Here is an 11,892-nt window from a genome sequence, read left to right on the forward strand (position 1 = left end):
GCATCAACCCTTCGGGCCGTCTTCGACAAGCGCGGCCGGAGGGTCTGGCTCAGCCCTCGGCCAGCAGGTGGTCGATCAGGGCGCGCGCCTCGGGGCCGGCCCAGTCGGCCTCGCCGGTCAGGACGGCGCGGACGCGGCCCTGGCGGTCCATGACGATGGTCTGGGGCATGGCGCCCTTGCCGGGGAACTCGAACGCCAGCTGGAATTTCGGGTCGATGTAGAAGTCCAGCGGCGCGTTTTCGGCGATGAAGGCCCGCGCCTCGTCGGCCGTTTTGTCCAGGTCCATGCTGACGGCGACCACGGCGAAGTCGTCGCGCGCCTTATAGTGGTCGGCCAGGGCCGCCAGTGTCGGCATCTCGATCTTGCACGGGGCGCACCAGGTGGCCCACAGGTTCACCACCGTCACCTTGCCGGCGAAGTCGGCCAGGCGGACGTCGGCGCCGTCGGCGGTCTTGAACACATAGTCGGGCGCGGTCGGAGAGGCGGGCGCCTGCAGGGCCGCCAGCGATCCCTTGGCGAAGGCCGCCAGTTGCGGCTCGAGCGGCTGGGCTGCGGCCTGTGCTGCGGGCTGGGCCGCGGGCGGCGCGGACTCTTTGCCTCCGCCCTTCTGATTGACGTATAGCAGCGCCGCGCCCACGCCGATCACCGCGAACGTCGCCACGCCCGCCCAAGTCCGTCCAGAGCCGCTCATGTCCGATACGCCTTCCAAACCACAGCCAGATACCCCCGCTCAGGGCCAGTCTCTATGGGGCGGACGCTTCAGCGCCAAGCCTGCGGACATCATGCAGGCCATCAACGTCTCCATCGGCGTCGATAAACGCCTGTGGGCGCAGGACCTGGCCGGTTCGCGGGCCCATTGTCGCATGCTGGAGAAACAGGGGATCATCGCGCCTGCGGACGCCCAGGCCATCCTGGGCGGGCTGGACGTGATCGAAGGCGAGATCCGGGACGGGACCTTCCCCTTCCGCGACGCCTATGAGGACATTCACATGAACGTCGAGGCGCGCCTGTCTGAGCTGATCGGCGAGCCGTCGGGGCGCCTGCACACCGCGCGCAGCCGCAACGACCAGGTGGCGACGGACTTCCGCCTGTGGGTGCGCGACGCCTGCGACCGCACCGTGGCGCAGCTTCAGGACCTGCAACGGACCCTGCTGGACCGGGCGGAGCAGCACGCGGGCGACCTGATGCCGGGCTTCACCCATCTGCAGACGGCCCAGCCGGTGACCTTTGGCCATCACCTGATGGCCTATGTCGAGATGTTCGGCCGCGATGCGGGCCGCTTCGCCGACGCGCGCGCGCGCATGAACGAGAACCCGCTGGGCGCCGCCGCCCTGGCCGGTTCGCCTTTCCCCATCGACCGCCACATGACGGCGCAGGCGCTGGGCTTTGATCGTCCGATGGCCAACTCTCTGGACGCCGTCTCGGATCGCGATTTCGCGCTGGAGAGCCTGGCCGCCGCCTCCATCGCGGCGGGCCACCTGTCGCGTCTGGCCGAAGAGATCGTGGTGTGGATGACGCCGATGTTCGGTTTCGCTGCGCTGCCCGACGACCTGACCACCGGCTCGTCCATCATGCCGCAGAAGCGCAACCCCGACGCGGCCGAGCTGGTGCGGGCCAAGACGGGCCGCATCAACGGCGCCCTGATCGCCCTGACCACGGTGATGAAGGGTCTGCCGCTGGCCTATTCCAAGGACATGCAGGAGGACAAGCCGCCGGTGTTCGAGGCCTTTGACGCGCTGGATCTGGCGCTGACGGCCATGACCGCCATGGTCGCCGTGATCCGCCCCAACACCGAGAAGATGGCCGCGGCCGCCGGCGCGGGCTTCTCGACCGCCACCGACCTGGCCGACTGGCTGGTGCGCGAGCTGAACCTGCCCTTCCGTCAGGCGCACCATGTCACCGGCGCCGCGGTGAAGCGGGCCGAGGCGCTGGGCCTGGGGCTGGGCGAATTGCCGCTGAGCGAATTGCAGGCGCTGGATGGCCGGATCACCGAAGGGGTGTATGAAGTGCTGACGCCCGAAGCCTCCTGCGCCAGCCGCCAGAGCTTCGGCGGCACGGCGCCGGAACAGGTCCGCGCGCGCATCGCCGACTGGAGAAGCCGCCTGTGACGAAGACGTCTGTGAAGAAGACCCTGATCCTCGCGGGCGCCGCCGCCCTTCTGCTGGCCGGCTGCGGGCGAATGGCCGACCTCGAGCCGCCGCAGGGCGCCATGCCGAAGAAGCAGACCGAGCGCGCCATCCGCGACCGCTCGGCCCCGGGCTTGCCGGAAGAGGCGATGCAGAACCTGCCGCCGCGCCAGATGCCCATCGACAACGGCACGAGCAACCCGTTCGGCAAGCCGCCGCCGATGAACTGAGCCTTCGCGCTCCTCTCTCTGACTGGACTCCCCGCCGGTGCACCATTTTGATCTGAAGGACGGCGTCCTGCATGCCGAGGGCGTCTCTCTGGAGGCGCTGGCGGACAGCGTCGGCACGCCGACCTACGTCTATTCCTCAGCCACCCTGCGCCGTCATTACGGCCTCCTGCGCGAGGCGTGCGACGCGCACAGGGGCGCGCTGGGCGACGCCCTGATCGCCTTTGCGGTCAAGGCCAACTCCAACCTGTCGGTGCTGGCGACCTTAGCGAAACTCGGCTGCGGCGCCGACACCGTGTCCGAGGGCGAGATCCGCCGGGCGCTGACAGCTGGCATTCCGGGCGAGCGCATCATCTTCTCGGGCGTGGGCAAGACCGACGCCGAGCTGGCCTTCGCCATCGAGCAGGGCGTGCGTCAGATCAACGTCGAGTCCTCGACCGAGCTGGACCGGCTGATCGCGGTTGCTGCGACCAAGAACGCAGCCCCCGCCATCGCCATCCGCGTCAACCCCAAGATCGGCGCCGGCGGCCACGCCAAGATCACCACCGGCGGCGCGGGCGACAAGTTCGGCGTGCCGGTCGAGGAGGCGATGGCGCTGTACGCCCGCGTATCAAGCTCGCCCCACGTCACGCCCGTGGGTCTGGCCTGCCATATCGGCAGCCAGATCACCGACCTGGCTCCGCTGGAAGCCGCCTTCCGCGTGCTGCGGGACATGACCGACGCCCTGCGAGCCCAGGGGCGCAGCGTCACCCGCCTCGATCTCGGCGGCGGCCTGGGCGTGCCCTATTACGGCGATGCGGCGACGCCGTCCCCGGCCGACTACGTCGCTATGGCCGCGCGCGTGCTGGAGGGGCTGAACGTCGAGGCCGCCTTCGAGCCCGGCCGCCTCATGGCCGCCAATGCGGGCGTGCTGCTGAGCCGCGTCATTCAGGTCAATGAGCGCACGGACGGCCGCCGCTTCCTGGTGCTGGACGCGGCGATGAACGATCTGATGCGTCCGGCCCTCTACGACGCCTTCCACGATCTGAAGCCTGTCCGCCCGGTCGAGGGCGAGCTTCTGCCTCACGATGTGGTCGGGCCGGTGTGCGAGACCGGCGACACCTTCGCGCGCGACCGCGACCTGCCGCCGTTGAAGGCCGGCGATCTGGTCGTCTTCATGAGCGCCGGGGCCTATGGCGCGGTGATGAGCGGCGAATACAATACCCGTCCGCTGGCCGCCGAAGTGCTGGTCGACGGCGAGCGCAGCGCGGTCATCCGCCCGCGCCCGACCTATGAAGCGATGTTCGCTCGCGAACCGATGGCGGACTGGCTCAAGGACTAGTCCAGAGCGCAGATGTCCGGCAGGCCGCGCATCCCGCCGGCGTGGTCCAGGCCATAACCGACCAGGAAGCGGTTCGGCGCCTCCCAGCCGACGAAGTCGGGCTCGGGCGCGCGGGGCTTGGGCCAGGGCTTGCGGGCGAAGACGCAGGTCAGCACCTCGGCGGCGCCCGCCTCCTTGGTGATGCGGACCGCCTCGGCCAGCGACAGGCCGGTGTCGAACACATCATCCAAGATCAGCACCTTCTTGCCGGTCAGCGGGCGCTGATAGGGGGCGCGAACCTCGATCCGGCCCCGGCTGGTCTGCTCGTCGCCGTAGGAGGCCAGCCACAGGGCGTCGAAGCGGACGTTGCGGCCTTCGCGCGACAGGGCGCGGGTCAGGTCGGCGGCGAACCACAGCCCGCCGGTCAGCAGGACGACGGCCACCGTATCATCGTCGACATGGGGGGCGATGCGGCGCGCCAGATCGGCCACGACGGCCTCGATCTCGGCCTGGGACAGGAGGACAGCGGGAGCGAGCGTCGATGGGGTGTCAGCCATGCCTCGCCGATACCCCTTCTGCGACGTCGGTGTCGAGAGGCGAGGGCGCCGGGCCAAGGTCGAGGGCGCCCAGACGACGCAGGCCCCCGTCTTCGCGCGCGGCGGGTTCAGGGCGGGCGGTCTTGTCGGCGGGGCGCGGGGGCGTCTTGCGCACGGGCTCAAGGACGAACTTCGTCGTTATGCCGACGGCCTTGCCTTGAGGATCGCCGATGACCGTGGCGAAGCCCTGCGCCTGGCCGGGCAGGGTAGGGGGCCAGTCCGGGCGCACCACGCGACTGGCGATCTCGACGCCGCGCTCATCCTGCAAGATCACGCGGATGGGGGGCGACGACACCTCGGTGTCGCGGATGTTGCGCACGGCGCCGGAGACGATGATCCGGCCGGGATCATGCGGCGCCACCCGCGCCCGCTGGGCTTCGAACTCCAGCCCGACGATGTTCACTTCAAGCCCCAGCGCGCCATAGGCGCCCGCTGTCGCCGGGAATTTGCGGACGATCTCCTCACGGAACAGGACGCCGCCGGCGAACAGCCCCAGCACCACCGCCGCCGCCGCCGCCCAGGCTGCGCCCGCCGCCGCCGCCTGCCGTGTGCGGCGCTTGCGCTCGGCCCTGGCGCGGAAGGCGCGCGGCAGTTCGGGCGCGGGCGTCTCGGCCAGACTGTCAGGCAGGGTTTCGGGCGAAGCGTCTTCGCCGGCGCTCAGGCCTTTCGTCGCCGGTTCCAGCTCCAGCGGCGCATCTTCCAGGCTGGCGCGCCAGTCGTGGCCGCAGGCCTTGCAGCGGACACGACGGCCGTTGGGGCCGATCGCTTCATCGGCAACAAAATAGCTGGTGGCGCAGGCGGGACAGGTCAGTATCATGTGAGCTGACTGTGAGGCTTATCGCCCCCTCCTGTCGCGGCGCAACGCCCCGGTCCAATACGAAACCCTATGCCCGATCCGATCCGCCGCGCCGCCGACCCTGATTCCGCGCCTGACGCCGTCCGCCTCAGAGGCGTGGGCTTCGGCTATGGGGGGCGACCCGCCGTACTGCGGGACGTTAACCTTAGTCTGCCAAACGGCTCTTTCCACTTCCTTACCGGACCTTCGGGGGCGGGCAAGTCCTCGCTGCTGCGGCTGCTGACTTTGGCGGCGCGGCCCCAGGCGGGACGAATCAGCCTGTTCGGCCAGGACGTGACCCACCTGCCCCGGCGCGAGGTCCCTGCGCTGCGACGCCGCATGGGGGTGATCTTTCAGGATTTCCGCCTGCTGGACCATCTGTCGGCCTTCGACAATGCGGCCCTGCCGCTGCGTTTGGCGGGCGAGCGCCCGGCCGAGTACGCCGCCGACGTGCAGGAGATGCTGCGCTGGGTCGGTCTGGGCGGGCGGCTGGACGCCCTGCCGCCCACCCTGTCCGGCGGCGAGAAGCAGCGGCTTGCCATCGCCCGCGCCGTGGTGGCGCGGCCGCGCCTGATCCTGGCCGACGAACCGACGGGCAGCGTCGACCGGCCTATGGGCGAGAAGCTGATGCGGCTGTTCCAGTCGCTGAACAAACTGGGCGCCACCGTGCTGATCGCCAGCCACGACGAGGCCCTGGCCGAGCGCAGCGGCGCGGCCGTCCTGCGGCTGGAAGGCGGGCGGCTGACGCAGATCGCGCCGGCTTCATCTGTTGGACCGGAGGCGCAGCCATGATCGGCCGCTTGCGCGACTCCCAACCAGAATTGCTGCCGCGCGAGGCGGGGGGCGAACGCTGGCTGGTGGTGGTCATCGCCGTGCTGTGCTTCCTGGCCTCGATCGCCGCTGTCGGGGCGCTGGCCGCCGACCGGGCGGCGCACGGCTGGGCGGGTCACCTGCGCGCCGAGGCGACGGTGCAGGTGCGCCCGCGCGTCGATGAGACCGGCCCCGCCGCCGCCGCCCGCGCCGCCGAGACCCTGGCCGGGGTGAAGGGCGTGGCCGAGGCGCAGGCGATGGACCGCAAGGCGGCCGAGGCTTTGTTGCGGCCCTGGGTGGGGGAGGCGGTGCTGCCCGACCTGCCTCTGCCCTATCTGGTCGTCGTCCGGCTGGACCCGAAGGCGCCCGCCAGCGCGCCCAGCCTGAGCCGCGCCCTGGCCGAGGCCGGGCTGGACGCCAGCGTCGACGATCACAGCCTGTGGCGCGGCGAGGTCGAGCGGTCGGCGGGCGTGATCACGGCCCTGGCGGGGGCGGCCTTCCTGCTGATCGCGGCGGCGACGGCGGCGGCGATCGCCTACGCCACCCGCGCGGGCATGGCGGCCCAGGCGGTGGTGATCGAGACGCTGAGCCTGAACGGCGCGTCGGACGGAGCCATCGCCACACTGTTTCAGCGGCGTTTCGGGATTCTTGCGGCGACGGCGGGGGCGGCGGGGGCCGGCCTGGCGGCGCTCATGCTGGGGGCGCTGCGGTTGATCGGGGGCGAAGGCGGACTGACCCCGGCCTTGCCGCTGGCCTTTAGCGACCTGCTGGCGCTGATCGCCTGCCCCTTGCTGGCGGGGGCCGTCGCGGTGCTGGCTGCGCGCCTGACGGCGCTGGCGAAGCTGGGCGGGCGTCGCTAGTTAGTTAAGCATGAAGTTCCTGACGCTGATCGCCGTGGTGGCGCTGATGTGGCTGACGGGCCTGTTCGTCTTCGCCGAGCGGGTTCGCGGTCTGACGCCTGCGCCGGAGCCGGCGCGGGCGGACGCCATTGTCTCCCTGACCGGCCCCTCGGCCGAGCGCGTCAACGCCGCCATCCGCCTGTTGGAGCAGGGCAAGGGCGACCGGCTGCTGATCTCGGGCGTCAATCGGGAGGTGCGTCGCCAGGAGCTGCGCGCCCTGACGCCGGGGTCCAAGAAGCTGTTCAACTGCTGCGTCGACCTGGGCTTTGAGGCCGAGAACACCGTCGGCAACGCCCAGGAGATCGCCTCTTGGGCGCGGGCCAAGGGTTATGACGACCTGATCGTCGTCACCTCGGACTATCACATGCCGCGCAGCCTGATGGAGATTCGCGGCGCGGCGCCCGGCGTGCGGCTGACCCCCCACGCCATCTCGACGCCGTCGCTGGACACCCCGTCCTGGTGGCGCGCGACCGAGACCGCCCGGCGCATGACGCTGGAATATATGAAATACCTGGCCGTCCTGGGCCGCGAGGGGATGCATCGCCTGACCGGGCGTCACCCGGAACGCCCCGGTCCCGCCGCCCCCGACGCCTCAGACCCCCGCAAGGCCGCCGCATGACGACCGTTCGATCCCTGCTTTTCACCCTGTGGCTGTATCTGTCGATGCCGCTGTTCGCGGTCTTGCTGTCGCCGGCCCTGCTGATGCCGCACGGGGCGGCGATGGGGGTGATCAAGATGTGGGCGCGGTTCGTCCTGTTCGGCCTGCGCTGGATCGCCGGGGTCAAGGTCGAGGTGCGGGGCCTCGAGCATCGTCCCAACGGCCCGGCCCTGATCGCGGCCAAGCACCAGGGGATGCTGGACGTCATCGCCCCCTTCACCTTCCTCGACGACGCTTGTTTCGTCATGAAGAAGGAGCTGATGCCGCTGCCCTTCTTCGGCTGGTTCGCCTGGAAGACGAAGATGATCGCCGTGGACCGCGCCGCCCACGCCAAGGCGCTGAAGGCCATGGTGCGCCAGACCCGCGCTCGCCTGGCCGAGGGCCGTCAGATCCTGATCTTCCCCGAAGGCACGCGCACGACGCCGGGCGAACCGGCCGACTACAAGCCCGGGGTCGCCGCCATCTATCGCGACGTGGACGCGCCCTGCTGGCCCGTCGCCACCAACTCGGGCGTCCATTGGCCGGCGCACGGATTCAAACGCTATCCGGGCACGGTGGTGTTCGAGTTCCTGCCGCCGATCCCGGCGGGTCTTAAGCGGGTCGAGTTCATGAAGCAGCTGGAAAGCCGGATCGAAGACGCCTCGACCGCCTTGTTGCCGCCCAGAACCTAGGCTTTGGAGGGCGGGCCCCTATATCATCAGCTGTTGACCTGGGACCCGCTCATGATTTCACGCTCCGCCTTTCGCCTCGCCCTGCTGACCGCCATCCTGGGGGGCTTGCCGGCTGTCGCCTCTGCGCAGTCACAGCCGTTCCAGCCGCTAGAAGCGCCGCAGACGTGGAAGGTCGACATCGGCGGCGGCTTTGTCCGGGGCTTCAGCGTCTCGGGCGACAAGTCCGAGGATTTCAACTTCACCGCCTGGGGCTCGGCCTCCTATCGCGACATCGTCTACGCCAACGGTCTGGATGGCCTGGGCTGGAACGCCGTCAAGCGCGACGATTTCCATGCGGGCGTTCAGTTGCGTCCGCGCTTTGCGGCGGGCGACATCGAGGGCCTGGACCGGCCCGGCTACGGCGCCGATGCGGCCCTTTACGCCTTCAAACGTTTGCCGGGCAATGTCGTGGTCGGAGGCCGCATACAGCATGACGCCACCGGCGACGACGCCGGTCTTGAGTACTACGGCTCGGTCAGCCACCAGCGCGTGACGCCCGTCGGCCTGTTGCAGACGATGGCCTATATGCGCGGCGGCAGCGACGCGCGCGTCCAGCGCTATTACGGCGTCACCGCTCAGGAAGCCGCCAATACCGACTACGCCGCCTTCACGCCGTCGGGCGGACTGTCGGCCGCAGGCGCCGCAGCCATGCTGGCCGTGCCGATCGGCGACCGTTACGGCGTCGGCGCCTTCGTCAACTACGAACAGCGTCTGGGCGACATCAAGGACAGCCCGTTGATCGAGGACGACTACGTCTGGCGCGCCGGGGTCATCGGCGTGGTGCGCTTCAACAGCGGCGGCTGAGGCTTCAGCCCGCCGCGAACTCGCTGAGGGCGTCCAGGAAGGCGCGGTTCTGATCCTCGGTCCCGATCGTCACTCGCAGGCAATCGGGCAGGCCATAGCTGCCTACGCCGCGCACGATGATCCCCTTGGCCTGCAGATAGTCCTGCGCCGCCGAAGCCGGGCGTTTCGCATCGGGGAAGCGGATCAGGATGAAGTTGCCCGAAGCCGGAAAGACCTCGAAACCGAAGCCCTTGATCGCCTGGGTCAGGCGCGGCCGCCACTCGGCCACCAGATCGCGCGAGGCCCTCTGGTGCGCTTCGTCGCCCTGGGCAGCGATGGCCGCCTCGATGCCTGGCAGGGAGACGTTGAACGGCAGACGGATGCGGTCGATCGCCTGCTCCACCGCCAGCGGCGCATAGCCATAGCCGACCCGCAGACCGCCCAGCCCGTGCAGCTTGGAGAAGGTGCGGGTGACGACGATGTTGGGCGCCGTGCGCGCCAGACCGAAGGCGCTCTCCCAGTCCGGCTCGGTCACGAACTCGGCGTAGGCTTCGTCGATCACCAGGATGACGTGCGGCGGCAGGCCGGCGTGCAGGCGGCGGATTTCCTCGCCCGTGGCGTAGCTGCCGGTCGGATTGGCCGGGTTCGACAGATAGACCAGCTTGGTCCGCTCATCGACCAGAGCCAGCATGGCGTCGACGTCGGCGCGCAGCTCCGGCTCGGCCGCCAGCTTGACCTCGGCCTGACAGGCGCGGGCCGAAATCTGGTAGGCGACGAAGGCGTATTGGCTGGTGACGATGTTGTCCCCGGCCTCCAGATAGGTCTGGTTCAGCAGGGCGAAGACTTCGTCCGACCCATTGCCGAAGATCAGCCGCTCGGGCTCCAGCCCGTGCGCCTCGGCCACCACCGCGCGCAGACGGTCGGCCCGGCCGTCGGGATAGAGGTGGATCGAAGAGGCGGCGGCGGCGAAGGCCTCGCGCGCCTTCTCGCCCGCGCCCAGCGCGTTTTCGTTGGAGGACAGCTTGATCGGCTTGGCGACGCCGGCGATGGCGCTCTTGCCGCCGACGTAGGGGGCGATGTCCAGCAGGCCGCGCTTGGGTTGTGGCGCGCCGTCGGACGGCGCCTGGTTCGCTTCGGTCATGCGCGCGTCATCCCCTGCCGGCAGCCATGTTCAAAAGACGGGAGCGGCGCCGATGACGCCGGTCAGGCCGCCGGGCGCGCCGTCCAGCCTGATGTCTTCGGCCTGCACATAGCCTGTCAGGACGAACAGCTTCAACCCGCCTCCGCCCGATAGAAATTCGGCCGCCAGACCGGCCTGAGACAGGGCCTCGACGATGCGAGCGTCCGGCCATGCGCTGTCGGTGACCCAGAAGGTGCGGTCGTCGCCCGTCGGCCCCGGAGCCTCGGTTCCGACCATCAGGGCGCGCGGAGCTCCAGTCGCGTCATCGGGCAGGGCGGCGATGACCTTCAGCATGGGCAGGGCCAGCAGCCGCCCCCACCACGGCCGCGCCGACAGATCGATCAGGGCGCGCGTCTTGCGCGCCGCCCCGTCGCGCACGGCGAACAGCGCCTGATCCGCCTCGGACATCGGCCGCGCCGCCAGGCCCCAGCGATCGGCCGCCAGCACCTGCGACAGCGCCCCACAGGCGATCAGGGGGCGTCCGTCCGCCGCCTCCAGCCGCCCCAACACCGCGCGCACCGCCGCCTTTTCGGACAAGCTCATCCCCGACAGAATTGCGCGCAGGGCGATGGCGTCGCCGTCAACTGAGCCGCGCGGCCCCGCCGCCAGCCTGGCGCGAGCGGCCTCGGCCACGGCGCGTTCCAGCGACAGGCGTTCCTCGTCGGCGGGCGGCTCGATCAGCATGACAGGGGCAGCCTCAGAACAGCTGCGGCGCAGGCGCCAGGGCGAACGGCCCCAGATAGGTGCGGCCGCCGCGAAACTGGATGGCCAGCTCCACGCCCTGACCGTCGTCGCCGGTTCCGCCCTGCGGCGTGGCGGCGGCGGCCTTTGCGGCGGCGGCGCGATCCAGCGCCCCGCCCTGCTGGGTGCCCGCCAGGCCGACGATGGCCGCCAACGGCTTCTCGGCGCGCACGAAGACCTCGCCTTCCAGCTGGCCCTTGGCGTCCGCCGACAGGGCGTCGCTGGAGACGAAGGCCTTGCTCTCGCCCGCCTGAAGCTGGCCCTTCACGTCGATGAAGCGCCCGCCCGCCGCCGTCCAGGCGCTCAGCAATCCCTTGGCGTCCGCGCCTTTGCGCAGGGCCGAGGCCTTCTCGATCACCGCCTCGATCTGGGCGTTCAGCATTCCCGACTGGGTGAAGCCCTCGACCGGACCGTTGGCGCGGCCCTCGCCGTCGACCAGACGGAACAGCACATCCACGTCGTCGGTCGGCATGTCCGAACCGACCAGATGCGGCCGCATGTAGAACTGCACCAGACGCGCCTGTTTCAGCGGGAAGGGCTCCGCGTCCGGCAGGGCGGTGAAGACCGGCTTCTCCAGCTCCAGCGCCAGATTGGGCCAGCGCTGGGTCAGGCCGTGCACGCTCATGCGAATGCCCTCGGCGCGGATCGCCGTCTTGCCCTTCTGCGCGCGCGTGACCGTCAGGCCGTCCGGCGCCGCCAGCACCCAGCGCGTGGGGTTATAGGCGTTGGCCTGGGCGATCATCTCGGGCGCCGCGATCGCATGACCGGACGGGGCGACGACGTCCAGGTGTTTGATCGTCACCCGCGCGTGCATCGGCCATCCCGTGGTGTAGATCCCGGCGTGTTCGATGGTCCAGCCGCTCTGCTGCAGTCCGGCGATCTTGCCCTCCATCCGCCGCTCGATCTGCTGCGTCAGGAAGAACCACCAGCCGGTCCACAGAACGAGGAGGACGGCGACGATGGCGAAGGGAATGATCAGTCCCTTGCGGCTGTGATGCGGGGCGGCGTCGGTCATGCAATCTCCGGA

14 protein-coding genes are annotated in these 11,892 nt (G+C 70.2%); 8 read left to right on the top strand and 6 right to left on the bottom strand.

Translation table 11 applies throughout. The features are described from left to right. Window positions 1–49 precede the first annotated feature (49 nt). The gene (locus DA69_RS13575; RefSeq protein WP_025976653.1) at window positions 50–691 is read right to left on the bottom strand and encodes a TlpA family protein disulfide reductase; all 642 of its coding nucleotides are present in this window, start codon (window positions 689–691) and stop codon (window positions 50–52) included. Here DA69_RS13575 and argH point away from each other — a divergent pair. The 3 genes from argH to lysA are packed head-to-tail and all read left to right on the top strand — an operon-like array spanning window position 690 to window position 3,674. After that, window positions 690–2,108 carry an argininosuccinate lyase gene (gene argH / locus DA69_RS13580; RefSeq protein ID WP_025976652.1) on the top strand — a complete coding sequence of 473 codons (1,419 nt, stop codon included), beginning with the start codon at window positions 690–692 and terminating at the stop codon, window positions 2,106–2,108. The two genes, DA69_RS13575 and argH, sit on opposite strands and share 2 nt — an antisense overlap. Then, window positions 2,105–2,356 carry an LPS translocon maturation chaperone LptM gene (gene lptM / locus DA69_RS13585; protein WP_235599170.1) on the top strand — a complete coding sequence of 84 codons (252 nt, stop codon included), beginning with the start codon at window positions 2,105–2,107 and terminating at the stop codon, window positions 2,354–2,356. The genes argH and lptM overlap by 4 nt, the downstream gene beginning before the upstream one ends. Window positions 2,357–2,393: 37 nt before the next feature. Beyond that, on the top strand, window positions 2,394–3,674 hold the full coding sequence (lysA, locus tag DA69_RS13590) for a diaminopimelate decarboxylase (protein WP_025976650.1): 1,281 nt from the start codon (window positions 2,394–2,396) through the stop codon (window positions 3,672–3,674). Here the strand turns inward: lysA and DA69_RS13595 are convergent. Together DA69_RS13595 and DA69_RS13600 are read right to left on the bottom strand one after the other, a co-directional pair. After that, window positions 3,671–4,210, bottom strand: a complete 540-nt coding sequence (locus DA69_RS13595; RefSeq protein ID WP_025976649.1) for a phosphoribosyltransferase — start codon at window positions 4,208–4,210, stop codon at window positions 3,671–3,673. The genes lysA and DA69_RS13595 overlap by 4 nt on opposite strands. Continuing rightward, a complete protein-coding gene (locus DA69_RS13600; protein ID WP_025976648.1) occupies window positions 4,203–5,066 on the bottom strand; it encodes an MJ0042-type zinc finger domain-containing protein in 864 nt (287 codons plus the stop codon). Before DA69_RS13600 ends, DA69_RS13595 begins: the two co-directional genes overlap by 8 nt. A 69-nt stretch (window positions 5,067–5,135) precedes the next feature. Here DA69_RS13600 and DA69_RS13605 point away from each other — a divergent pair, with 69 nt between their 5' ends. From DA69_RS13605 to DA69_RS13625, 5 genes are read left to right on the top strand one after another with little or no spacing between them, the layout of a single operon-like run. After that, window positions 5,136–5,876 (top strand): cell division ATP-binding protein FtsE, encoded by a 741-nt coding sequence (locus tag DA69_RS13605; RefSeq protein ID WP_025976647.1) that lies wholly within the window; start codon window positions 5,136–5,138, stop codon window positions 5,874–5,876. After that, on the top strand, window positions 5,873–6,754 hold the full coding sequence (locus tag DA69_RS13610) for a cell division protein FtsX (protein WP_025976646.1): 882 nt from the start codon (window positions 5,873–5,875) through the stop codon (window positions 6,752–6,754). The genes DA69_RS13605 and DA69_RS13610 overlap by 4 nt, the downstream gene beginning before the upstream one ends. 10 nt (window positions 6,755–6,764) lie before the next feature. Further along, the gene (locus DA69_RS13615; RefSeq protein WP_025976645.1) at window positions 6,765–7,412 is read left to right on the top strand and encodes a YdcF family protein; all 648 of its coding nucleotides are present in this window, start codon (window positions 6,765–6,767) and stop codon (window positions 7,410–7,412) included. Next, a complete protein-coding gene (locus DA69_RS13620; RefSeq protein ID WP_025976644.1) occupies window positions 7,409–8,122 on the top strand; it encodes a lysophospholipid acyltransferase family protein in 714 nt (237 codons plus the stop codon). The genes DA69_RS13615 and DA69_RS13620 overlap by 4 nt, the downstream gene beginning before the upstream one ends. A 51-nt stretch (window positions 8,123–8,173) precedes the next feature. Next, window positions 8,174–8,965, top strand: coding sequence for a MipA/OmpV family protein (locus DA69_RS13625; RefSeq protein ID WP_029972385.1), 792 nt, complete (start codon window positions 8,174–8,176; stop codon window positions 8,963–8,965). Between the two features lie 4 nt (window positions 8,966–8,969). Here the strand turns inward: DA69_RS13625 and hisC are convergent, their stop codons facing one another. From hisC to DA69_RS13640, 3 genes are read right to left on the bottom strand one after another with little or no spacing between them, the layout of a single operon-like run. Beyond that, window positions 8,970–10,085, bottom strand: coding sequence for a histidinol-phosphate transaminase (gene hisC / locus DA69_RS13630; protein ID WP_025976642.1), 1,116 nt, complete (start codon window positions 10,083–10,085; stop codon window positions 8,970–8,972). A gap of 30 nt (window positions 10,086–10,115) precedes the next feature. Then, on the bottom strand, window positions 10,116–10,808 hold the full coding sequence (locus DA69_RS13635) for a hypothetical protein (RefSeq protein WP_025976641.1): 693 nt from the start codon (window positions 10,806–10,808) through the stop codon (window positions 10,116–10,118). Window positions 10,809–10,821: 13 nt separating this feature from the next. Beyond that, window positions 10,822–11,880 carry a DUF2125 domain-containing protein gene (locus DA69_RS13640; protein ID WP_025976640.1) on the bottom strand — a complete coding sequence of 353 codons (1,059 nt, stop codon included), beginning with the start codon at window positions 11,878–11,880 and terminating at the stop codon, window positions 10,822–10,824. Window positions 11,881–11,892: the final 12 nt, after the last annotated feature.

It is taken from the genome of Brevundimonas naejangsanensis, assembly GCF_000635915.2.
Lineage (GTDB): Bacteria > Pseudomonadota > Alphaproteobacteria > Caulobacterales > Caulobacteraceae > Brevundimonas > Brevundimonas sanguinis.

Bases quoted from the DNA above. Each gene is read 5' to 3' on its own strand.
- DA69_RS13610 (WP_025976646.1), top strand. From the start codon at position 5,873: ATGATCGGCCGCTTGCGCGACTCCCAACCAGAATTGCTGCCGCGCGAG.
- DA69_RS13635 (WP_025976641.1), bottom strand. From the start codon at position 10,808: ATGCTGATCGAGCCGCCCGCCGACGAGGAACGCCTGTCGCTGGAACGC.
- hisC (WP_025976642.1), bottom strand. From the start codon at position 10,085: ATGACCGAAGCGAACCAGGCGCCGTCCGACGGCGCGCCACAACCCAAG.
- DA69_RS13575 (WP_025976653.1), bottom strand. From the start codon at position 691: ATGAGCGGCTCTGGACGGACTTGGGCGGGCGTGGCGACGTTCGCGGTG.
- DA69_RS13625 (WP_029972385.1), top strand. From the start codon at position 8,174: ATGATTTCACGCTCCGCCTTTCGCCTCGCCCTGCTGACCGCCATCCTG.
- DA69_RS13600 (WP_025976648.1), bottom strand. From the start codon at position 5,066: ATGATACTGACCTGTCCCGCCTGCGCCACCAGCTATTTTGTTGCCGAT.
- DA69_RS13620 (WP_025976644.1), top strand. From the start codon at position 7,409: ATGACGACCGTTCGATCCCTGCTTTTCACCCTGTGGCTGTATCTGTCG.
- DA69_RS13605 (WP_025976647.1), top strand. From the start codon at position 5,136: ATGCCCGATCCGATCCGCCGCGCCGCCGACCCTGATTCCGCGCCTGAC.
- DA69_RS13640 (WP_025976640.1), bottom strand. From the start codon at position 11,880: ATGACCGACGCCGCCCCGCATCACAGCCGCAAGGGACTGATCATTCCC.
- argH (WP_025976652.1), top strand. From the start codon at position 690: ATGTCCGATACGCCTTCCAAACCACAGCCAGATACCCCCGCTCAGGGC.
- DA69_RS13615 (WP_025976645.1), top strand. From the start codon at position 6,765: ATGAAGTTCCTGACGCTGATCGCCGTGGTGGCGCTGATGTGGCTGACG.
- DA69_RS13595 (WP_025976649.1), bottom strand. From the start codon at position 4,210: ATGGCTGACACCCCATCGACGCTCGCTCCCGCTGTCCTCCTGTCCCAG.